Here is a 19,949-nt window from a genome sequence, read left to right as displayed (position 1 = left end):
AATTAAAAAAAGGAATGCATATGCATTCCTTTTATAGTATTAAATTCTATTTAATTATTTCTTATAAAACAAGTTGTGGTCTATATACTTCCACACTTCTTTATCAAGTAGAGGCATAATATTCTTACCCTCTTTAATGGAGTCTCTAATAAACGTAGCAGATATCTCCATGATTGGTGCATTCTCTACTAGGTGTATATTAGGGTGAGCTAGAAGAGGATTAGCCTCCTCTTTGCCACTGAATATACGAGGATATACATAAATAGGATAACGCTCTAATAGCACCTCGTAGTTCTTCCACTTAGGCAGACTATCTAAATTGTCTTGTCCCATTAATAAACTAAATTCGTGTTTAGGATAACGCTCATGTAAATGTGCCATCGTATTCACGGTATAATTAGGCTGTGGCAAATTAAACTCTACGTCAGAAGGCTTGATATAATCATAATCAGCCGTAGCCAAATTAACCATATGTATCCTATGAAAATCCTCTAGCAACCCCTTCTTTTTCTTTAAAGGACTATGAGGAGTTACCACCATCCATACTTCATCTAGGTCAGTGTACTGCACCATATGGTTAGCAATAACTATATGACCGATATGAATAGGATTAAATGTTCCAAAATACAACCCTACCTTCATACTTATCTTCTTACTTTATAAAGTTCTTTACTAACTCTACAGCCTCATTCTTAGCTGTATCTAAGTCGTAATTCTTAATAATCATATCAAACTGAGGAGCCGTAGCCAACTCTACTGAAGCTTTAGCAATACGCATATTGATCTTATCTTCACTCTCTGTAGAACGCTTTTTAAGACGAATCTTCAATTCATCTATACTAGGTGGTTTCACAAATACAGCTAAAGTCTCATCTGGGAATTTACGCTTAATACGAAGACCTCCTGCTACATCGATATCGAATATTACATTCTTACCTTCTGCCCACAGACGCTCTACTTCACTACTAAGTGTACCATAGAAGTTATCTCTATATACCTCTTCCCATTCTAAGAACTTCTCTCCTTTTATGTTTTGTTTAAACTCTTCAAGAGAAATAAAATAGTAATCTTTACCATTCACCTCTTCCCCTCTTGGTTCACGAGATGTACAAGAGATAGAGAACGCTAGGTTCAGATCTTCTTGCTCTAATAAATGTCTTACTATTGTAGTTTTACCTGAACCAGATGGAGCAGAGAAAACGATTAACTTACCTCTTTGCATAATAATATTCTGTCGTGTTGTATATATAACCTAAAGTACGTTTAGTACTTGCTCTTTTATTTTCTCTAATTCATCTTTCATCTTTACCACTATCTTCTGCATCTCAGCGTGGTTAGATTTAGATCCCATAGTATTAATCTCACGTCCCATCTCTTGACCGATAAACCCAAGTTTACGACCATTAGCCTCAGCTCCTTCAAGTGTTTCGATAAAGTAATCTAAGTGTTTGCTCAGACGTACTTTTTCTTCTGTGATGTCCATCTTCTCTAGATAGTAGATCACCTCTTGCTCATATCTATTCTCATCGATATTTAACTGAAGTTCTACTAAGTTCGCACGCAATCTTTCTTTTACAGTCACGATACGCTCTTTGTCTAATACCGATACCTCATCCATATACTTGCGGATGTTACCGATACGCAGTCTGAAGTCTTGTTCTAATGAAGCTCCTTCACTAGCTCGGAATTCCTTCATATTAGCGATAGCCTCAGTGATAACCTTTTCTATCTCTTTCCACTCATTCTCATCTAGCTCAGCACGCTCTACTTTTAATGCATCAGGCATACGCACAGCCATCTTCATAAGCTCTGTAGCATCTGCATCAGGGATAATCTCCTTCATTTGATCAATATATGCCATCACGATAGGGCCATTAATCTTATTAGAAGTTTCTTCTGCTGTAATCTCACTATATAATGAGAAGTCTACTTTACCACGCTCTAATTCTTGTGCAACAAGGTTACGAAGAGGTAGTTCTTTCTCTCTATACATCAAAGGCAATCTAACATTTAGATCTAAGCTTTTGCTATTAAGCGATTTTACTTCTACTGTGATTTTCTTTGTTGGTAATTGCAAACATGACTTACCAAATCCTGTCATCGATTGTATCATATATTAAAAAATAATAGCTACAAAGGTAACAAAATCATTACTAACTGACTTATAAATAGCACAAAATACTGCTTAATAAGATTACAGATTAACTCTAAGTCAATATATCTGTGATAATACACCTGTTTATCTTCTATAACTTCAAATAAAAGCTCTTTTATTAGTAAATACATTCATACCCAAAGGAATAAAACACAAATTATAAATAAATAGAACCTATAAAACACTAGTAATAGCTTCTATGCTTCTGATTCCTATACTTAAGTGATGTAAAGCTCTTAAACAGGCTAATAAGAAATAACAGATACACATAAAAAAAGAGAGCTATATAGCTCTCTTTTGTGTTTTATACTCCTATTATTTGTTCGTTCCATCGCCTAGAATAGGAGATAACCAAAACAACCATAACTATGAACTACGCCTTCTAAGTCCTTATTTAGACCACCACAATCTACAAAGTCAGCAATAGTAAAAGTCGCGATGAAACTATGTGAATTAAATTTTTTACTAAAACAACCTAACCTTAACTCTTCTGTTTTAATTTAACCCCCAAACACTTAAAACTTTTTCTTTTCTTTTTATAAAGGAATTAATAGCAATTCTTCCCTTTCGTCTTCGATATTAAGACAACAAGCATCGCATTTGGTCACATCAAAAAAAGAATATTTTTTAAAAAAGTATTTAAAAAACAGATATACAGACGTTTGCGTGTGTAAAAAACATACTTAAAAATACTAACAAACTTATTTTAATGGAAGTCAATCAGCAAAAGAACAGTTTATAAACTACTTAATTAGGCTATAACATAATTGTACTAATCCTGATTCAAAAGACTTTGTATTCTCTAACTTTAACTTAGACTCTGGTATCCCGATATCAAATAGTCTAGTACCATCACCTAATAATACAGGGATAACAGATAATACGATCTTATCTATGAGTCTATCCTTCAATAATCTGTTGACTAACTGTGCTCCACCATCGCAGAATATATCTTTACCCTCCTGTGATTTCAGTCTAGATACTAATTCCTTTAGATCACCATTATAGAAAGTCACATTACCTTCTGTAGGTAGACTTTGTCTAGTCATTACATACGTTTCTTTATCTGCATGATGAAACCCATGTCCTTGACTTACTACCCAGTAATATGTACGTTTACCAATCAAAACCGTATCGATCGTCTCTACAAAAGCGGTATAACCATAATCTTCTCCTTCTCGCTGTACAGCATCCAAGAAACTCAAGTCATCCCCAGGTTTAGCGATATAACCATCCAAACTACTCGAAATATATAATACTACCTGTCTCATATCTCTTTGATTTTAAAAACACAAAATTGCAAACTTTTATCCTCCTATAAACAAAAAATCACCTCAGCAAGTAAAAAACTTATCTGAACCGTTTATATAATTCATTGCATTAATGTTTTCCTTATAACAAAAAAGAGCCAGCACATGCTGACTCTTTTTCCTTACTATTTATTCTTTACTTGTTCGATAGCAGCCTCTACTACTTTCTTACTATTCCCAACATAAATGTTACCGTCGATAAACATTACTGGGCGATTTAGAAAAGTATATTGCTCTAGAATAAGTTTTTTAAAATCATCTTCTTGAAGATTCTTGTCTTTTAACCCTTCACTTTTGTACAGTTGAGCTCGCTTATTAAATAGCTTTTCATAACTACCCACTTGCTTATACATCTCTTCTAACTGTGACTCTGTTACAGGGTTCTTCTTAATCTCTTGTAGTTCAAACGTATCTAATTCTGGCATCTCAGCCATGATACGCTTACATGTTGTACAAGTACTTAAATAATATATCTTTCTCATATTATACATCTTTTACGGTAATGATATGTACTGGACAAACTTTCTCTGCTTGTTCACATGCCTCTAAAATAGTATAATCTGGTGACTTAAGCGTATGAAATCCTTTATTATTCACAGATTTCAACAAAACAGTCTTTCCATCTTTCTTAGACATCTGAAACTGCTGAGGAGCAACCTCAACACAATAATTACATCCGATACACTTATCTCGTTGTAGCGTGACTATGACCATTATGCCTCTACTATTTTATACAGCTTATCAGATAAGCGAATTCTAAACGGAATCTTGATAGTACAGTCATCTCCTTTAGTCGCTTTCTCTACCTTCTGCTCATTGACGAATAATTCTTCTACGATTAACTCTTGTGCTCCCGTACTAGGTCCTGTGATAAGAATCTTATCTCCTACCTTGATATCATAAGCTTCTATTTTAAACTCTCCGATAGATGCTTTCTGGAAGTAGTGAGCAGCTTTACCTACATACACTTTTTTCTGAGTTGCATTACTACCAGGGTTATCACTCCACTCTCCCAATTTCTGTCCTAAGTAATATCCACTCCAGAATCCACGGTTATACACCGTTTCTAAAGCTTTCATCCATTCTGCTACTTTCTCTTGAGAGTAAGTACCATCAGCGATAGCATCAATAGCCTCACGGTAAGTACGAATCACAGTTGCTACATACTCAGGAGCTCTACCTCTACCCTCTATCTTCAGTACCTTAGTACCAGCATCGATCACTTGATCTAAGAAATCTAAGGTACATAAGTCCTTAGGAGACATCATATACTCATTGTCTATCTCGATCTCAAAACCACTCTCTTGATCTATTACCGTGTATTTTTTACGACAGTTTTGTTTGCATGCTCCTCTGTTTGCAGAAGAGTTATGTGAGTGAAGGCTTAAGTAGCACTTCCCTGATACTGCCATACACAATGCTCCATGACCGAAGATCTCTATCTCTACCAAATTACCAGAAGGCCCTTTCACCTGTTCTCTTTCGATAGCTTCTGTGATCTTTTTTACTTGTCGCAAGCTTAGCTCACGAGATAATACGATAGTATCAGCGAATAAGCTATAGAACTTAACAGTCTCAATGTTCGTTACATTTAGTTGAGTAGAGATATGTACTTCTAACCCGATCGCTCTTGCAGATGCAATAACTGCCTGATCAGATGCGATTACTGCTGTAAGCCCTGCCTCTTTTGCCTTATTCAATAAAGTTTTCACCACTGATAAGTCGTGGTCATAAACGATAGTGTTTAACGTCAAATAAGTACGTACATTCTTCTCTTTACATCTTCTCGCAATCTCTTCTAAATCATCAATAGAAAAGTTCACCGTAGAACGCGCACGCATATTTAACTGGTCTACTCCGAAATATACTGAGTCTGCACCGTTATCTAATGCGGCCTGTAAAGACTCGAAGTTACCTGCAGGAGCCATAAGCTCTACTCTTCCTGAAACTGTCATATTCTTTATGCTTAATCTATTATTTTATACAATTGGTCGTTTTTACGAATACGAAAACCTAATTCCATAGTCATCTTATCTCCATTATTAGCTGTACTAACTTCCACTCCATTTACCATCATCTTCTCTATAGTTAGTCTCTCATCACCTGTAGTAGGTCCTACAATAGCTACTTTATCTCCAACATTTAACTCCTTGTCAACAATAAACTGCCCTACACTAGCTTTAGTAAAGTAGTGTTGAGCTGTCCCGATTAGAACTTTTCGCTCTGCTTGTTTCTTGCGGATTTGTGTTACTGCACTTACCTTCACTGCTTTGATCTCATCAGTAGCACTGCGTTCTCCTTGGAACTTTAATGCTTCTGAGCGTCCTTTCTTGAATACTAAGTTTCCTTTTTGTACTCCTTGACGTAAGCGTTTTTGTTCATCTTCTGGTAACTGAATGATATCTAAACACTCATCAGAACAGCATCCATGCATCTTCTCAGCACACTCATCACACTGAATGAACAGTAAGTGACATGCCTCGTTAGCACAGTTTACGTGAGTATCACATGGTTTACCACACTGGTGGCAGTTAGAGATAATATCGTCTGTAATACGCTCTCCTAGACGGTGGTCAAACACGAAGTTCTTTCCGATGAACTTACTCTCTAATCCTTCTGCCTTTACCTGACGAGTGTATTCAATAATACCTCCTTCTAATTGGTATACATTCTTAAACCCGTTGTGTTTAAAGTAAGCTGATGCTTTCTCACAGCGGATACCTCCTGTACAGTACATCAATAAGTTTTTCTCCTCTTTGATGTCTTCTAATTGGTCTTTAATGATTGGCAGTGATTCACGGAATGTGTCCACGTCTGGAGTGATCGCTCCTACGAAGTGCCCTACTTCACTCTCATAGTGGTTTCTAAAGTCCACTACGACCGTGTTAGGGTCTTCTAATAATTCGTTGAATTCTTTTGCCTTTAAGTGAATTCCCTTATTCGTAACATCAAATGTATCATCGTTTAGACCATCAGCTACGATCTTGTGTCTAACCTTTACTGTTAATTTTAAGAATGATAAGTCATCTTGCTCTACAGCTACATTCAGACGAATTCCTTTCATGAAGTCATACTGCTCTAACGTCTCTCTGAATGCATCAAACTTAGATGCAGGTACAGACATCTGAGCATTGATCCCCTCATGAGCTACATAAATACGTCCTAAAGCGTCTAATGCATCCCAAGCTAGGAATAAATCGTCTCTAAATTGTTGTGGGTTTTCTATTTTGGCGTACGCATAGAAAGATAAAGTCAAACGGTTCTCTCCCGCTTGCTCGATAAGTTCAGCTCTTTCCTCTGCGCTTAATGTGTTATACAGTTGCATGCTATATACTTTTAAGTGTAGATTATATATGTTTGAAATCCTAAATGGAAGAATTTCGGTGCAAAGATAGTATTTAGATTTAAAAATGAGAATTGAACCTTATAAAATTTACATAAATAGTTAACTATCAAATTATTCAATCCTTTTTTTAGAACCTCAGCTTCTATTTTAAGCATCTCCTCTACAAAAGGTATTCTGTAAGAATACTTGACCTTATAGATTTATCTTTTGTTATGAATTGAACGCGATAATACACTACTTAAATATCCCCATAAACAGCCATTTTTGCGAAATAGACAAGTCTAAACAATAATATATGAGACAATTATACAGATATTTGTTTCCAATAAAACTCATAAAATGGACAATAAAACTTTATCAATCGTATCATACATCACATTAATTGGATGGTTAGTAGCATTCTTTGTAGGAAAAGAAAAAGCAAATGATTTACTAAAATACCACCTAAGACAATCATTTGGTGTATTAATCTTAAGCTTCGTTTTATCACTTGTTATACGAGTAATAGCAGGTATATTCCCAATCATTGCAGGCATGATAGCACTAGTGTTATACTTAATTATTCTTTTATATATGATTATGGGAATACTTAATGCAGCAGGAGAAAAGAAAAAACCATTACCTCTTATCGGTGAATGGTCAGATAAGACACTTAGCTTTATTAAGTAATACACATGTATTATCTAAACAAGAAGAGGTTGACTGTATAGGTCAACCTCTTCTTGTTTATCCCTATGCCTTAAAATCAAAATCATCGAATATCTGACCTAAATGGTGTTCTAAATGACTTACATAATCTTCTACTAAAAAGGCAAGCGTATGACCATTAGCCATTTTAGTATTCAAAACCTCAACAGAAATATTACAAACTATCTCTAAGAGAAATGCATTATACATCTTCCATGTTCTAATCACAGTGTCTTGTTGCATTTGCTGATAAGCACTCACTTCTACCCATTCATTCTGTGCATAAGAAACAACAGGATTGTCCTCAAACTGACCTCTAACAAAACGGTGATGATTATTAGTCGCACTATCGATAAGATGTCCTAGTATCTCTTTTTTACTCCACTTACCCTCTGTTTCTTTATAAGAAAATTCTTCTTCTGTAAACTGCTCTAATCTAGCAGGTAACACATCTATATAATATTGTAGCTTACTCAAGTCTGTTGTCGTCATATCTATCTTTTTCTGACTAGTAAAAATAGAAAAAGCCACCCAACAGGTAGCTAATAATTATACTAAGTCCATTGGACAGCATTAGATATTATGTGCTATACGCCACAGCACTCCAGATGGATCTATTAATAAAAAGTCTCTCATCATCCACGCTCTGTCTTCTACAGCCGTCAGTCGGATAGCATATTTTGACTGAAGATCTAGGTTTTGCAGATGTGTGTACCAATCATCTGCATTCTCTACTTGCAAATGAAACATTAGATTCTCTGCAGCCTCTTGATTATAAAAATTCTGTAAAAAGAACTTCTCCGTTCCACAATCAAGCAAGCACAGTTCTTCACTCTGCCATACTATCTTAAATCCAATAGCAGTATAGAACGCTTTAGACACCTCAAAGTCCTTACACGGGATAAACGACTTTAGCTCTACTACTGACAAATTAAGTTCTTTATGTTCCATCATTACCTTTATATTATACTTACAAAAATAACGAAAGCTACCCTTTTGAGGTAGCTTCTGTTTATATAAATAATAGTAGTTCTTATTGTTTAGTGAACACTTCCGTCACACCATTAGCAGTAAGCTTTAATGTATTCTGATCTGTCATCTCATACGTAAAGGTAGCAGACTTCACAGAAGTAGAATCAGTACCTACCATCGCTGTTTCGAAGATAACAGTATTATCTACCATCTTCCATTTAGTGAATTCGTTAGCCTTGTCCTTGATAGAAGACATTGTCCCGTCCTCTTTTAGTTCGAATCCTTGTAGTAGACTTGCATCTGCTCCATTTGGCTGTGTCCATGCACCTACCAAGTGTTTCATATCAAGAATGACAGGAGTAGACTCAGCTACTGTTTCTGTTGGTGTAGTTTCTTCCACTACTGGAGCTTCTGTCTGTTGTTTACAAGAAGCGAAAGCGATAGCTACAAAAGCTAAAGCAAGAACTGTTTGTTTCATTTGTACTTAAAAAATCTAAATTAGATTACTTTTTAGTGAATGATTCTTTTGACTCACCATTCACTAGGTTTAATGTTTTACCATCAACCACCTCAAATTGGTATGACACAGTATCTACACTAGATGTACCATTACCGATACTCTCTTGTTCTAAGAACAATTTATCTCCTTCTACCCACCACTTATTTGTTTTAAGTGTAGCCATATTAATAGAAGTAGCTGTTCCGTCCTCTTTTAATTCGAATCCTTGTACTTCTTTATCATTAATAGGGTTTGGTTGAGTCCAAGACGCAACTAATACTGTAGTGTCCACAGCCTCAGGCGCTGTAGTCTCTTCTACTACTTCAGTAGTTGTTGTTTCTTCAGTTACAGGAGCTTCAGTTTGTTGTTTACAAGAAGCGAAAGTAATAGCTACTAATGCAATAGCTAAAGTCATTTTTGTTAATTTCATAGCGATATAAATCTTTGTTTTTGTTGGATCAAAAGTAGGATAGAGAAGTGTGAAAAAATAAAATTAAGAATAATTTAACCAAGCTCATAACAACAAGTAAAACAATTAATTACAAATAAACTTTTCTTATAAAAATCGTTTTTTAGTTAAAAATGGAACAGACCTATTCTGTCCACATACTCAGAAAGATTCATCATGATATATACTTCTTCTAAATCACGCTATCCCAACCCCATATACCGAAAACAAAAAAGTCGCTTTTATAGCGACTTTTGTATTCCTTATGGTTTCATTTTATAATCAGTAAATACCTTACCATTCATAATTTTATTAAGCTTTGTACCTATCAACTTTTTAGTCAATGAGCTTAATCGATCTGTAAATAACACCCCTCTCGTATGATCATACTCATGTTGTATAATACGCGCTGTAGTACCGTGGAACGTCTTAGTATGAGGTTTAAAATCTCTATCTAGGTACTCTATCGTGATAGACCATGGACGCGTAACTCGCTTAAAAATATCAGGAATACTTAGACATCCTTCTACCTCATCCCATGTCTCGTCAGATTTACCGATAATACGTGCATTGATAAATGTCTCGCGCATCCCTGTATCTCCCTCTGCGAAATTAGCTTTGCGCTCATCCTCTTCTGCATTCTCATACATCACGATACTATCTACTACGAATAGCTGTTTAGTCTCTCCTATCTGAGGAGCTGCTAGCCCGCATCCATAAGCGTTCTCCATAGTCTCCCACATATTATCGATCAGCTTATTTAGGTCTTCAGAACTGCTATCTATCGCATCACAGTCTACCTTTAATGTTTTATTTCCGTATGCTAATATTGGTAATTTCATTGTGTTTCTATTTGTTACAAAAGTCGGGATAAGTTACTTCCTACACAAAAAACTAACCTTAAATAATTTAATAACACTTACCATTACGTAAGTCTATATAGAAGTATTTATCATCTTGACGCACCTTTACATAATGCTCTTGTTCTATCTCGAAGATTACATCGTAGGCTATTGGTAATACGATATCACCTTTTTTATTCAGGATTCCCGTCTTTGCCATCACAGTGGTATACACTAGTACATGACCTACTGATAGTATAAAGTCACACTCCTTACTGAACAACGTCTCTCCCGAAGTATTAATACAATGAAAAGTATTAGAATCATCCTCTCGTACGAAAGCAATTCCATCTTTAAAATCACTTGCATCTACATATTTATAGTCGATAACTACCTCTCCTGTCTTATTTACATAACCATAAGCATCTCTATTACGTATAGGGGCTAAACCATTTCTAAAGATTCCGACATAACCAATTTCTTCAGAGAAATGCTTGAGAACATCTCCTTTATCATTGATAATAACACGTCTGTTATCGTCTAGACTCATACTAGCTAATCCCTCAGAAAATTGTGTCCCAAAAGAATACTGAGGCTCTATAACCCACTCTCCTTTTGGGTTAATAAACCCATAGTGATTATTACTACCAACTAATCGATAACGGTCATTCTCAAAAATAGTATCAGACTCGATAATCATCTCCAGAGTAGAAGTAATCTTATGGCCTCCCTCATCATATATCGTAGTCTTATGGTCTTTTTGTGTCATAAAATATTTCGCCCCCCGTCTATCTACATGAGTGGTGATGATTAGATACTTTGGTTCTACCATCCACTCTCCTACTGTGTTTATAATACCATACTCACCATCACTTACACTCGCTACAGCCATACCTCTACTAAACATCCAAGCGTCGGCATACTGAGGTTCTATCACCCAATTCTTATCCTCATCTACATATCCCCACTTTCCATCCTTATCTTGAGAAGGAATCAATATAACGTCTTCTGTACCTTCTATTACATTACTTATTACTAATCTATCTCCGAATAAACCATCACAACTAGAGCATGAAAACAACACTACCAGATTGAACAGCAATACTTTAAAACACTTTTTTACCTGATACATATATTATCCTAATAACGCTAAAATTAAGTGCTAAAAATACATAATTCTAAAATAGTATAGACCCCATCACTTCTCCATACGCTAAAATCAAAACCGTTCTATAAATAAGCCCTACTACAAATGCAACACCACACACTTAAACTCACATACTATCTCCTAAAAGAACGAAGCCATCATGTCTTATTTTTCCAATCACAATTGAGGTGGTCGGCTTATGGTCGGCTAGTGATGGGCATTTGGTCGGCTTAAAAGTGCATAAAATAGCCTATCACTAGCCTATCAAATACTGATCATTCCCTTATCACTTAAAACAACGTCTAAATCTCATCACCCATTGTCTAAACCTTATCTTAGGGTACATTCTCCTAAAATTCAAACCCTTATTTTTAGGATTATTTCTCCTACATCATACTATCACAAGGACGAGGTTAAAAACAACACATTGCTATAAATTATATCATAGCAAAGAGATCGTGCTCACCTGCTATAATTCATAGCATAATGATACTACTCTCTTGGACTGTAATTAATTTATATTACTTTTACATCAGTAAGAATCTAATTTTTATAAAAAATGAGTGCAGATAAAGAAGCAAAATTAAAAGCGTTACAACTTACACTTGATAAGTTAGACAAAACTTATGGTAAAGGAACAGTAATGAAGTTGGGAGATACTGCTGTAGAAGAGGTAGAAGTTATTTCTTCAGGATCACTAGGTATTGACCTTGCATTAGGTGTAGGAGGGTTCCCTAGAGGAAGAATTATAGAGATATACGGTCCAGAATCATCAGGTAAGACGACTTTAACTTTACACGCTATCGCAGAAGCACAAAAAGCAGGTGGTATCGCAGCATTCATTGATGCGGAGCATGCTTTTGACCGTTTCTATGCACAAAAACTAGGTGTAGACATCGACAACTTAATTATATCTCAACCAGACAATGGTGAGCAAGCATTAGAGATCGCTGAGAACTTAATTCGTTCTGGAGCTATTGACTTAGTAGTAATTGACTCTGTTGCTGCCTTAACTCCTAAGAGTGAAATCGAAGGAGAGATGGGAGATTCTAAAATGGGATTACACGCTCGTTTAATGTCTCAAGCATTGAGAAAGTTAACTTCTACTATTAGCAAGACTAACTGTACTGTATTCTTCATTAACCAGTTGCGTGATAAAATCGGTGTAATGTTCGGTAACCCTGAGACTACTACAGGAGGTAACGCATTGAAGTTCTACGCTTCTGTACGTCTAGATATTCGTAAGTCTACTCAGATTAAAGATGGTGAGAATGTGATCGGTAACAGAACGAAAGTAAAAATCGTGAAGAATAAAGTAGCACCTCCTTTCCGTACAGCTGAGTTTGATATCATGTATGGTGAAGGTATCTCTAAAGTAGGTGAAGTACTGGATATGGCTGTAGACTATGAAATCGTGAAGAAAAGCGGATCTTGGTTTAGCTACGGTGATACTAAATTAGGACAAGGTCGTGATGCTGTGAAATCAGTGATTAAAGACAACCCTGAACTAATGGAAGAACTTGAACAATTAATCAAGGACGAAATCAAAAATAAAGAAGCTTAATTGTTTCTATCCTTAAATATGAATCCCTTACAATAGTATTGTGAGGGATTTTTTTATATATCAACCTATAAATCCTGCTAGTGCAGCATATCATAACGTCAATACTGCTATATACATAAAACCAATAACATAGAGTTTTACAAGGAATTAGAAAAACTCCTTTACCTTCTGCAATGATAAACAAAACAGAAAGGCCTAATAGCATAGGTAAACTACTAAATATTCCTCTCAACACAATTTTCTTATGCTGTCTATCTAAAGCCATACATCTATTAATCAATACATAATAACGTTAAATAGTACAAAAAAAGTATCTCAACAATACCAACGCCTTTTATATAATAATCCATTAACACTAGGCACTAAAAGGAGAATCACTTAATTTTGTAGTTCAATAAAACACAAATCAATAATATGAAATTACGATTATTAGCACTATTGCTAACAATTATGACCTTTATTAGCTGCGACGATCCGTTTAAAAGACATGATTTTTATCTATCTAACCCAACTGATAAAGAGATTACAGTATCACTAGATAATCAAAAATATACCCTAGCCCCAAATACCTTTGAGGTATTAAAACTAGATAATGGTGTGCACGAATTAGACTACAATGGACAAAAAAACAAGTTCAATGTATTCAAACAAAACTCTGGTGGTATCATCAACCCAACTTTAGAACCACACTATATCTTCTCTATGGTATATGCTACAGAAGGAAACTTTGACAAATTTGGTTCTACTGCGAGAGAAGTTGTTATTGATGATGTACTTTATGAAGATAATATCAAATCGACTAACGCTCTATTTATAGATAATAACTTATATAGGTGTACTTACTTCTTAGGTGAAGAATATCCTGAAGAACAGATTACGCATAATAAGAATGCTGTAGGTAACTTCTACAATAAATTCTTTACTAAAGCAGAGTTCATAGCTTTCTACGATGAAGATTTACCTGCAGAGAGCAAAGGTTTTCACCAACAGAACATGGTTGCGGGAGGAGCGTGTACGATTACAGAGCCTAATGCATTAGAACTAAAGCTACCAGACGTGCCGCAAGAAGATGTGATTGCTTCTTATAAACAAGAGATGGCACTAGTAGAAGAGTTTAAAACTTCAACTGATGCAGGCCGTCAAAAAGAGATTCAAAAAGAACTATTTGATTTATCAATGAGCCGTTCTAAACTTGATATTAATTACAGTAAACTGTCTACTGAACAAAACCAATCTATGAATGACTTCGTTCATGCTAGTGGTAGAATTTCAGGAGCAGGTATTATACAACTGTGAATCCATAAACCACACTATAACTAAAAAAGCGGTGAGATCTTCGTTGTCTCACCGCTTTTTGCATTATTTCGCTTTATATTCCTTCTCCCATTCTAGCACAGGATCATATAATAGATTAAAAGCCATATCTCTTACTTCTTTTTTATTCTCTAAGGTCAGCCCTTTCGTTTCTATACAAGGGAATATCTTGACTGGTACCACTCCTGGGTGCCCTATCCCCCATACAAAAGGGAAATAATGTCTCAACCTACCAAACGCTAAAGGAGCTATCGGTATCTGATGATCTATAGCAAGCCGAAAAGCCCCATCCTTAAAGCTGTCTAGTATGATCGTTCTATCATCTGTCACGCCTCCTTCTGGAAAAATGCAGATGCTCAGCCCTCTACTTAAACGCTCTTGTGCGCTGTCGAATACCTGCTTCTTACTTCTTGCATCCTTTCTATCTACTAGAATACAAGCACGTTTATAAAAGAACCCAAACACTGGAATACTCGATAATTCTTTCTTACCTACAAAGACAAAAGGATTGTCCTTTACAAGGATAAGCATCATCATAATGTCTAACATCGAAGTATGATTAGCAATAAACATATAGCTCTTCCCTTTCTCTAACGGAGTCTCCTCTTCTATCTTATACCTCATCCCTATTCCGTAGAATACGAGAATAGCCCAGATACGAGCTACTTTAAAAAACTGAGGATATGTCTTCTCTGATCCAATCGTTATCAATAAAAAAGGAGATAATAGTAAAATAACAATTACCATCCAGATATAAAACCACAGTCGCCAAAGTGAACTGAAAAACGCACCTATACTTTTCATCATTTGTATTACAAATTCTATCTTTTACTAACTTCAAAAATAAACAATTCTATCGCCATATAACCACATTAGCTAGTAAAAACAAGGCAAATAAACTTCAATTCACTTATCTTTGCTTTTTAAATAATTAATATCACGCAATGGCTAAAATTCTAACAGGAGTTCAAAGTACAGGAACTCCACACTTAGGGAATCTTTTAGGAGCTATTCTACCAGCAGTAGAAATGGCAAACAAAAAAGAGAATGAGTCTTTTATTTTTATTGCGAACTTGCACTCTGCAACGCAAATTAAAGACGCTAAAACTTTACAAGAAAATACCTATAGTGTTGCGGCTACTTGGCTTGCTTGTGGTGTAGACGTTAATCATGTAACTTTTTACCGCCAGTCAGATGTACCGCAAACAACTGAGCTTACTTGGTACTTAAGTTGCTTCTTTCCATACCAACGTCTAACATTAGCTCATTCGTTTAAAGATAAGGCAGATGTTTTATCTGATGTTAATGCAGGGTTATTTACTTACCCAATGCTGATGGCTGCGGATATCTTACTATACGATGCAGAATTCGTACCTGTAGGAAAAGACCAAATGCAACACTTAGAGATCACACGTGATGTAGCATCTCGTTTCAATCATCAGATGGGAGAAACTTTTGTATTACCAGAGGTGAAAATACAAGAGGAAGTAATGGTAGTGCCTGGTACAGATGGAAACAAAATGTCTAAGTCTAGACACAATACCATCAATATATTCCAAACAGATAAGGTATTGAGAAAAGAAGTAATGGGCATCGAGACAGATAGTACTCCTCTAGAAGATCCTAAGAATCCTGATACTTGTAATGTATTCACGATCTATAAACTATTAGCTACTCCAGAACAAGTAGAAGCGATGAGAGCTAAATACTTAGGAGGTAACTATGGTTATGGACATGCAAAACAAGAGCTTTTCGAACTTATCGTTGAGAAGTTTAAAGATATTCGTGAGAAATACGAGTACTATATCAATAACTTAGAAGAAGTAGATCGTCTACTAGGTATTGGTGCAGAAAAAGCGTCTGTAATCGCTACAGGAACTTTAAATAAAGTAAGAGAGAAACTAGGTTACGGAAGTGCTAAATAGTCTTCTATAACCTTTCTTTAGATATCTTATAAGCCTTACCTCAGTGTAAGGCTTATTTATTTATCATCACTATAGGAGTTCAAAATACTTACCTGGCAATGGTCTTACTACACCAAGCATTTCTAAATTAAGCAGGATACTACTTACCTTATAAATCGGAAGGGAACAACTGAGTGCTATAATATCTAGTAACTCACGTTCGTGTTTACTCAAAAAATCTACAATCAATTGTTCTTCAGGATTGAGATCAAGAAACAATTGGGGTTGAATAACTTTAGGCGCTTTAGCTTGAGCATCCCAGTTTAAAGTTTCTACAATCTCCTTAGCAGAAGTTAATAATTGAGCTTTATTCTTTTGAATCAGATGATTGCAACCTGCACTCATAATATCACCAACTCTCCCAGGAACTGCAAATACGTCTCTGTTATAATCATTAGCAAAATTCACCGTAGACATAGAGCCCCCCTTAATAGCACTTTCTACAACGATAGTCGCTTGAGACATCCCAGCTACAATGCGGTTGCGCTGAATAAAGTTCTCTCTATCTACCTTACTACTTACCCAAAACTCAGATAGACAAGCTCCACCCTGTTCTTCAATACGCCTAGCTACAGCTGTATGAGCATCTGGATAAACTCTATTCAACCCATGTCCAAGAACAGCATAAGTATCTAAACCATTGTCTAAAGCAGCAACATGTGCAGTAATATCTACTCCGTAGGCTAGACCACTCACAATAATAGGATTATACGGCTTCAGATCACTTATTAATTCCATACAGATATCCACACCTCTTTTGCTTGGATTACGAGTACCTATGAAGCTAATGACCTTTCTATTGTCTAAACTGATACTGGGTCTTGTACTAAACAACAGTAAGGGACTATCCTCACACTCTTTCAACAAGGAAGGGTAACAACTATCTGTATAATCAAAACAAGACAGGTGATACCTTTGGATATTTCTTAACTCTTGTTCTGCTCTTTTTAAGACATTGCTATCTTGAAGATTGCGCCATAGCATATTACCAATGCGATGTACAGCAATTACATCCTTCTCTTTTGCTAAAAAGACTTCTTTAGGAGAACCAAAGTAATCTAATAATCGCTTAGCTGTTATCGGCCCTACGCCCACAGTAGATTGTAATGCCAACATATAAAATAACCTTTCTTCTTCCATAGATAAATTGGTAATCAATTATAGTATTTGTATCTTCACATCACAGCCTCAAAAACCTATCCAACATCATGTCAACCCGCGATATTCTTTCATTTGTTTTAGTAATATAACTTACTAGATATAAAAAAGTTATCAGTGGTTAAAAATAATAGTGAATATTTTTTTGATTAGTTATTGTTTAATGTAATTTTGTCTTTATGAAGATCGAAAAATACATATCAGCTTTGCTTTATCGATACCAGTGTGTAATCATTCCTGGTTTTGGAGCTCTATTGACAGAAATCAAGTCATCATACTACAGTGAGGAGAAACAATGTTTCTTCCCTCCTCAGAAGAGTCTTTCTTTTAATGCGAATATTAAGCATAACGATGGGTTATTAGCTAATCATATCGCTGTAGAAGAGAATATCTCTTATGATGAAGCTGTTCTTTTAATCAATCAGAGTATTAAAGGATGGGAAGTAGAGTTGCGCAATATCGGTAGTTTAGAATTACTGAATGTGGGTATGTTCCAAACTAATTCTGAAGGCAATCTAGTATTCGAACCTGCTTCTAATAGTAATTACTTAATGACCTCTTTTGGTCTATCTACAGTAATAGCAAAGACGATAGAGCGATCTCCTATCATCCCACTTGCAGAAACTGTAACTGTGCCTACTGTTAAAACGAATAAGAAGTACACATTCTTTAAATATGCGGCTGTAGTAGCTTTATTTATAAGTACAGCTGGAGTTTTTGTAAACAAAGGATATGAAGCGTATTTAAATGACGAAGCGTACACTGTAAGTAAAAATGTTCAAAGTAGAGTGGAGAATAAAATTCAACAAGCTACATTCATCATAGAGCCTACTGCTACTACTATCTCTATTCCTGTAAAAGAAGAAGAGGTAGTCTTAGAAGAGACTGTAAGTACCCCTTATCACGTTATCGCATGTGCTTTTAGATCAGAACAAACTTCGCTATCCGAGGCTAAGAAACTACAGAAAAAAGGGTATGAAGGCGCAAAAGCACTATCTCGTACGAAGTATGGAGTGTATCCTGTCTCTTATGGTAGCTATACGACCCAACAAGAGGCTCAACGAGAAATGAGAAAAATACATAATACTATCAATATTGATGCTTGGATTTTAGTACAATAAATAGTTAAAACATATATCCCGAATCTGAAAAGGTTCGGGATTTTTATTTAATGTGCCTATATTTGTCGAAAATAATAACAATGGAAGCAAAATTAGTATCTGAATCAGCTACTTTAATGACAGACTTAGTTCTACCAGGAGAGACTAACCCACTTAATAATATGTTCGGTGGAGAATTATTAGCTCGTATGGATAGAGCTGCTGGTATCGCTGCTAGAAGACACTCGCGCAGAGTATGCGTTACTGCATCAGTGAACCACGTCGCTTTTAACAGACCTATTCCTCTAGGAAGTGTAGTAACTGTGGAGGCTAAAATATCACGCTCATTTAACTCGTCTATGGAAGTATACTTAGATGTATGGATCGAAGACAGAGAATCAGGAATAAAGAAAAAAGCAAATGAAGCTATCTATACATTCGTAGCTGTAGATGATACAGGTCATCCTGTAGCTATCCCTGAGCTAATCCCTGAAACAGATTTAGAGAAAGAAAGATACATCGGAGCCTTAAGACGTAAGCAGTTAAGTCTAGTTATCGCAGGAAAGATGAAACCGAGTGACGCTACAGAACTTATAGCTCTATTTAACGAATAATATTATGAAGAAATTATTATCCCTATTTGTAGTTGCATTCTTTGCATTACAGACAGCTAATGTATTTGCTTGGGGTACTACTGGTCACAGAGTAGTAGCTGAATTAGCAGAAAGAAACTTAAGCAAAAAAGCTAAAAAACAATTAAAAGAAATCATTGGTAACCAACAATTAGCGTATTGGGCTAACTGGCCAGACTTCTTAAAGTCGGATCCTTCTTGGAAGTTCGCAGATAGCTGGCACTATATCAATATGCCAGGTGATCTAGATAGACAAGCATTCGATAAAGAACTAGCTAACTCTACAGATGAGAACTTATACAAAAGAGCTCTTATCCTTATCGAAGAGTTAAAAGACAAGAATCTTCCGTTAGCTAAAAAACAAGAGAATCTGTACTTTTTAATCCATATCATCGGTGATGCTCATCAACCACTACACATCGGTAGACCAGAGGATCTAGGAGGAAATAGAGTAAAAATAGAATGGTTTAGAAAAGCAACTAACTTACACAGTCTATGGGACTCTGCTCTAGTTGACTTCGATAAATACAGCTACACAGAGTATGCTACCGTACTAGATGTACACGGTGCTAACTACAATCAAAAAATCACTTCTGGTACATTAGAAGATTGGATTTATGATTCGTATACGATGGCTAATAAACTATACGCTAGTGTAGAGCCTGAAGAATCTCTAAGCTACAGATACCACTTTGATCACAAAGACAACGTAGAAAGTCAATTACTAAAAGGGGGATTAAGATTAGCTAAAATCTTAAATGACATCTTTAAATAAGACAATTCTAAAGCATATAAAAAAGGCGAAGTAATG

At 35.7% G+C, this 19,949-nt stretch carries 23 protein-coding genes; 7 read left to right on the top strand and 16 right to left on the bottom strand.

Annotation, left to right across the window (positions count from 1 at the left end; all coding sequences use genetic code 11):
- Positions 1–54: 54 nt before the first annotated feature.
- From nadD to trhO, 8 genes are all read right to left on the bottom strand, one after another.
- Positions 55–642, bottom strand: a complete 588-nt coding sequence (nadD, locus tag MODO_RS03075) for a nicotinate (nicotinamide) nucleotide adenylyltransferase (protein ID WP_006257850.1) — start codon at positions 640–642, stop codon at positions 55–57.
- A gap of 10 nt (positions 643–652) precedes the next feature.
- On the bottom strand, positions 653–1,222 hold the full coding sequence (gene gmk / locus MODO_RS03070; protein ID WP_006257851.1) for a guanylate kinase: 570 nt from the start codon (positions 1,220–1,222) through the stop codon (positions 653–655).
- 30 nt (positions 1,223–1,252) lie between these two features.
- Positions 1,253–2,101 carry a YicC/YloC family endoribonuclease gene (locus tag MODO_RS03065; RefSeq protein WP_006257852.1) on the bottom strand — a complete coding sequence of 283 codons (849 nt, stop codon included), beginning with the start codon at positions 2,099–2,101 and terminating at the stop codon, positions 1,253–1,255.
- Between the two features lie 797 nt (positions 2,102–2,898).
- Positions 2,899–3,426 carry a dihydrofolate reductase family protein gene (locus MODO_RS03060; protein WP_006257853.1) on the bottom strand — a complete coding sequence of 176 codons (528 nt, stop codon included), beginning with the start codon at positions 3,424–3,426 and terminating at the stop codon, positions 2,899–2,901.
- Between the two features lie 164 nt (positions 3,427–3,590).
- Positions 3,591–3,947, bottom strand: coding sequence for an arsenate reductase family protein (locus tag MODO_RS03055; RefSeq protein WP_006257854.1), 357 nt, complete (start codon positions 3,945–3,947; stop codon positions 3,591–3,593).
- Position 3,948: 1 nt separating this feature from the next.
- Positions 3,949–4,179: a ferredoxin gene (locus MODO_RS03050; RefSeq protein ID WP_006257855.1), complete on the bottom strand. Its 231-nt coding sequence runs from the start codon at positions 4,177–4,179 to the stop codon at positions 3,949–3,951.
- On the bottom strand, positions 4,179–5,420 hold the full coding sequence (locus MODO_RS03045) for a U32 family peptidase (RefSeq protein ID WP_006257856.1): 1,242 nt from the start codon (positions 5,418–5,420) through the stop codon (positions 4,179–4,181). Before MODO_RS03045 ends, MODO_RS03050 begins: the two co-directional genes overlap by 1 nt.
- Before the next feature lie 11 nt (positions 5,421–5,431).
- On the bottom strand, positions 5,432–6,790 hold the full coding sequence (gene trhO, locus MODO_RS03040; RefSeq protein WP_006257857.1) for an oxygen-dependent tRNA uridine(34) hydroxylase TrhO: 1,359 nt from the start codon (positions 6,788–6,790) through the stop codon (positions 5,432–5,434).
- Positions 6,791–7,150: 360 nt separating this feature from the next.
- On the opposite strand from trhO, the gene MODO_RS03035 reads away from it, so the two are divergent.
- The gene (locus tag MODO_RS03035) at positions 7,151–7,480 is read left to right on the top strand and encodes a magnetosome magnetite crystal formation protein family (protein ID WP_006257858.1); all 330 of its coding nucleotides are present in this window, start codon (positions 7,151–7,153) and stop codon (positions 7,478–7,480) included.
- Positions 7,481–7,543: 63 nt separating this feature from the next.
- Here MODO_RS03035 and MODO_RS03030 read toward each other — a convergent pair whose 3' ends face one another.
- The 6 genes from MODO_RS03030 to MODO_RS03005 all read right to left on the bottom strand — a co-directional run bounded on the left by MODO_RS03030 (position 7,544) and on the right by MODO_RS03005 (position 11,391).
- Positions 7,544–7,990 carry a DinB family protein gene (locus MODO_RS03030; protein ID WP_006257859.1) on the bottom strand — a complete coding sequence of 149 codons (447 nt, stop codon included), beginning with the start codon at positions 7,988–7,990 and terminating at the stop codon, positions 7,544–7,546.
- Positions 7,991–8,071: 81 nt separating this feature from the next.
- Positions 8,072–8,449 carry a VOC family protein gene (locus tag MODO_RS03025; RefSeq protein WP_006257860.1) on the bottom strand — a complete coding sequence of 126 codons (378 nt, stop codon included), beginning with the start codon at positions 8,447–8,449 and terminating at the stop codon, positions 8,072–8,074.
- Between the two features lie 82 nt (positions 8,450–8,531).
- On the bottom strand, positions 8,532–8,948 hold the full coding sequence (locus MODO_RS03020; protein ID WP_006257861.1) for a lipocalin family protein: 417 nt from the start codon (positions 8,946–8,948) through the stop codon (positions 8,532–8,534).
- Between the two features lie 25 nt (positions 8,949–8,973).
- On the bottom strand, positions 8,974–9,399 hold the full coding sequence (locus MODO_RS03015; protein ID WP_006257862.1) for a lipocalin-like domain-containing protein: 426 nt from the start codon (positions 9,397–9,399) through the stop codon (positions 8,974–8,976).
- A gap of 281 nt (positions 9,400–9,680) precedes the next feature.
- Positions 9,681–10,259 (bottom strand): peptide deformylase, encoded by a 579-nt coding sequence (gene def, locus MODO_RS03010; protein ID WP_006257863.1) that lies wholly within the window; start codon positions 10,257–10,259, stop codon positions 9,681–9,683.
- Between the two features lie 67 nt (positions 10,260–10,326).
- Positions 10,327–11,391, bottom strand: coding sequence for a WG repeat-containing protein (locus MODO_RS03005; RefSeq protein WP_006257864.1), 1,065 nt, complete (start codon positions 11,389–11,391; stop codon positions 10,327–10,329).
- Positions 11,392–11,965: 574 nt separating this feature from the next.
- Between MODO_RS03005 and recA the strand changes: the two genes are divergently transcribed.
- Both recA and MODO_RS02990 read left to right on the top strand, forming a co-directional pair.
- Positions 11,966–12,970, top strand: a complete 1,005-nt coding sequence (gene recA / locus MODO_RS03000; RefSeq protein ID WP_006257865.1) for a recombinase RecA — start codon at positions 11,966–11,968, stop codon at positions 12,968–12,970.
- A gap of 414 nt (positions 12,971–13,384) precedes the next feature.
- Complete coding sequence (locus MODO_RS02990; RefSeq protein WP_006257866.1) at positions 13,385–14,266, top strand: hypothetical protein; 882 nt, start codon at positions 13,385–13,387, stop codon at positions 14,264–14,266.
- 63 nt (positions 14,267–14,329) lie between these two features.
- Here MODO_RS02990 and MODO_RS02985 read toward each other — a convergent pair whose 3' ends face one another.
- Positions 14,330–15,091 carry a lysophospholipid acyltransferase family protein gene (locus MODO_RS02985; protein ID WP_006257867.1) on the bottom strand — a complete coding sequence of 254 codons (762 nt, stop codon included), beginning with the start codon at positions 15,089–15,091 and terminating at the stop codon, positions 14,330–14,332.
- 137 nt (positions 15,092–15,228) lie between these two features.
- Here MODO_RS02985 and trpS point away from each other — a divergent pair, with 137 nt between their 5' ends.
- Entirely contained in the window at positions 15,229–16,209 is a 981-nt protein-coding gene (trpS, locus tag MODO_RS02980) for a tryptophan--tRNA ligase (RefSeq protein ID WP_006257868.1), read from the top strand.
- A gap of 69 nt (positions 16,210–16,278) precedes the next feature.
- On the opposite strand, the gene dprA is transcribed toward trpS, so the two are convergent.
- Positions 16,279–17,388, bottom strand: a complete 1,110-nt coding sequence (gene dprA / locus MODO_RS02975) for a DNA-processing protein DprA (protein WP_455620523.1) — start codon at positions 17,386–17,388, stop codon at positions 16,279–16,281.
- Positions 17,389–17,585: 197 nt separating this feature from the next.
- On the opposite strand from dprA, the gene MODO_RS02970 reads away from it, so the two are divergent.
- From MODO_RS02970 to MODO_RS02960, 3 genes are all read left to right on the top strand, one after another.
- On the top strand, positions 17,586–18,527 hold the full coding sequence (locus MODO_RS02970; protein ID WP_006257870.1) for an HU domain-containing protein: 942 nt from the start codon (positions 17,586–17,588) through the stop codon (positions 18,525–18,527).
- A gap of 80 nt (positions 18,528–18,607) precedes the next feature.
- On the top strand, positions 18,608–19,120 hold the full coding sequence (locus MODO_RS02965) for an acyl-CoA thioesterase (RefSeq protein WP_006257871.1): 513 nt from the start codon (positions 18,608–18,610) through the stop codon (positions 19,118–19,120).
- A 4-nt stretch (positions 19,121–19,124) separates the two neighbouring features.
- The gene (locus tag MODO_RS02960; protein WP_006257872.1) at positions 19,125–19,913 is read left to right on the top strand and encodes a S1/P1 nuclease; all 789 of its coding nucleotides are present in this window, start codon (positions 19,125–19,127) and stop codon (positions 19,911–19,913) included.
- Positions 19,914–19,949 lie beyond the last annotated feature (36 nt).

Origin of the sequence: Myroides odoratimimus, from assembly GCF_001485415.1 — a bacterium.
GTDB classification, from domain to species: Bacteria; Bacteroidota; Bacteroidia; order Flavobacteriales; family Flavobacteriaceae; genus Flavobacterium; species Flavobacterium odoratimimum.
The sequence above is the reverse complement of the archived record's forward strand: the minus strand, read 5'-3'. Positions and strand labels throughout refer to the sequence as shown.

Excerpts from the sequence above, each read along its gene's own strand:
- MODO_RS03055 (WP_006257854.1), bottom strand. The coding sequence starts at position 3,947 with ATGAGAAAGATATATTATTTAAGTACTTGTACAACATGTAAGCGTATC.
- MODO_RS03060 (WP_006257853.1), bottom strand. The coding sequence starts at position 3,426 with ATGAGACAGGTAGTATTATATATTTCGAGTAGTTTGGATGGTTATATC.
- trpS (WP_006257868.1), top strand. The coding sequence starts at position 15,229 with ATGGCTAAAATTCTAACAGGAGTTCAAAGTACAGGAACTCCACACTTA.
- trhO (WP_006257857.1), bottom strand. The coding sequence starts at position 6,790 with ATGCAACTGTATAACACATTAAGCGCAGAGGAAAGAGCTGAACTTATC.
- dprA (WP_455620523.1), bottom strand. The coding sequence starts at position 17,388 with ATGGAAGAAGAAAGGTTATTTTATATGTTGGCATTACAATCTACTGTG.
- MODO_RS03050 (WP_006257855.1), bottom strand. The coding sequence starts at position 4,179 with ATGGTCATAGTCACGCTACAACGAGATAAGTGTATCGGATGTAATTAT.
- recA (WP_006257865.1), top strand. The coding sequence starts at position 11,966 with ATGAGTGCAGATAAAGAAGCAAAATTAAAAGCGTTACAACTTACACTT.
- MODO_RS03035 (WP_006257858.1), top strand. The coding sequence starts at position 7,151 with ATGGACAATAAAACTTTATCAATCGTATCATACATCACATTAATTGGA.
- MODO_RS02970 (WP_006257870.1), top strand. The coding sequence starts at position 17,586 with ATGAAGATCGAAAAATACATATCAGCTTTGCTTTATCGATACCAGTGT.
- nadD (WP_006257850.1), bottom strand. The coding sequence starts at position 642 with ATGAAGGTAGGGTTGTATTTTGGAACATTTAATCCTATTCATATCGGT.
- MODO_RS03065 (WP_006257852.1), bottom strand. The coding sequence starts at position 2,101 with ATGACAGGATTTGGTAAGTCATGTTTGCAATTACCAACAAAGAAAATC.
- MODO_RS03030 (WP_006257859.1), bottom strand. The coding sequence starts at position 7,990 with ATGACGACAACAGACTTGAGTAAGCTACAATATTATATAGATGTGTTA.
- MODO_RS03045 (WP_006257856.1), bottom strand. The coding sequence starts at position 5,420 with ATGACAGTTTCAGGAAGAGTAGAGCTTATGGCTCCTGCAGGTAACTTC.
- MODO_RS02990 (WP_006257866.1), top strand. The coding sequence starts at position 13,385 with ATGAAATTACGATTATTAGCACTATTGCTAACAATTATGACCTTTATT.
- gmk (WP_006257851.1), bottom strand. The coding sequence starts at position 1,222 with ATGCAAAGAGGTAAGTTAATCGTTTTCTCTGCTCCATCTGGTTCAGGT.
- MODO_RS03025 (WP_006257860.1), bottom strand. The coding sequence starts at position 8,449 with ATGGAACATAAAGAACTTAATTTGTCAGTAGTAGAGCTAAAGTCGTTT.
- MODO_RS02960 (WP_006257872.1), top strand. The coding sequence starts at position 19,125 with ATGAAGAAATTATTATCCCTATTTGTAGTTGCATTCTTTGCATTACAG.
- MODO_RS02965 (WP_006257871.1), top strand. The coding sequence starts at position 18,608 with ATGGAAGCAAAATTAGTATCTGAATCAGCTACTTTAATGACAGACTTA.
- def (WP_006257863.1), bottom strand. The coding sequence starts at position 10,259 with ATGAAATTACCAATATTAGCATACGGAAATAAAACATTAAAGGTAGAC.
- MODO_RS02985 (WP_006257867.1), bottom strand. The coding sequence starts at position 15,091 with ATGATGAAAAGTATAGGTGCGTTTTTCAGTTCACTTTGGCGACTGTGG.
- MODO_RS03020 (WP_006257861.1), bottom strand. The coding sequence starts at position 8,948 with ATGAAACAAACAGTTCTTGCTTTAGCTTTTGTAGCTATCGCTTTCGCT.
- MODO_RS03015 (WP_006257862.1), bottom strand. The coding sequence starts at position 9,399 with ATGAAATTAACAAAAATGACTTTAGCTATTGCATTAGTAGCTATTACT.
- MODO_RS03005 (WP_006257864.1), bottom strand. The coding sequence starts at position 11,391 with ATGTATCAGGTAAAAAAGTGTTTTAAAGTATTGCTGTTCAATCTGGTA.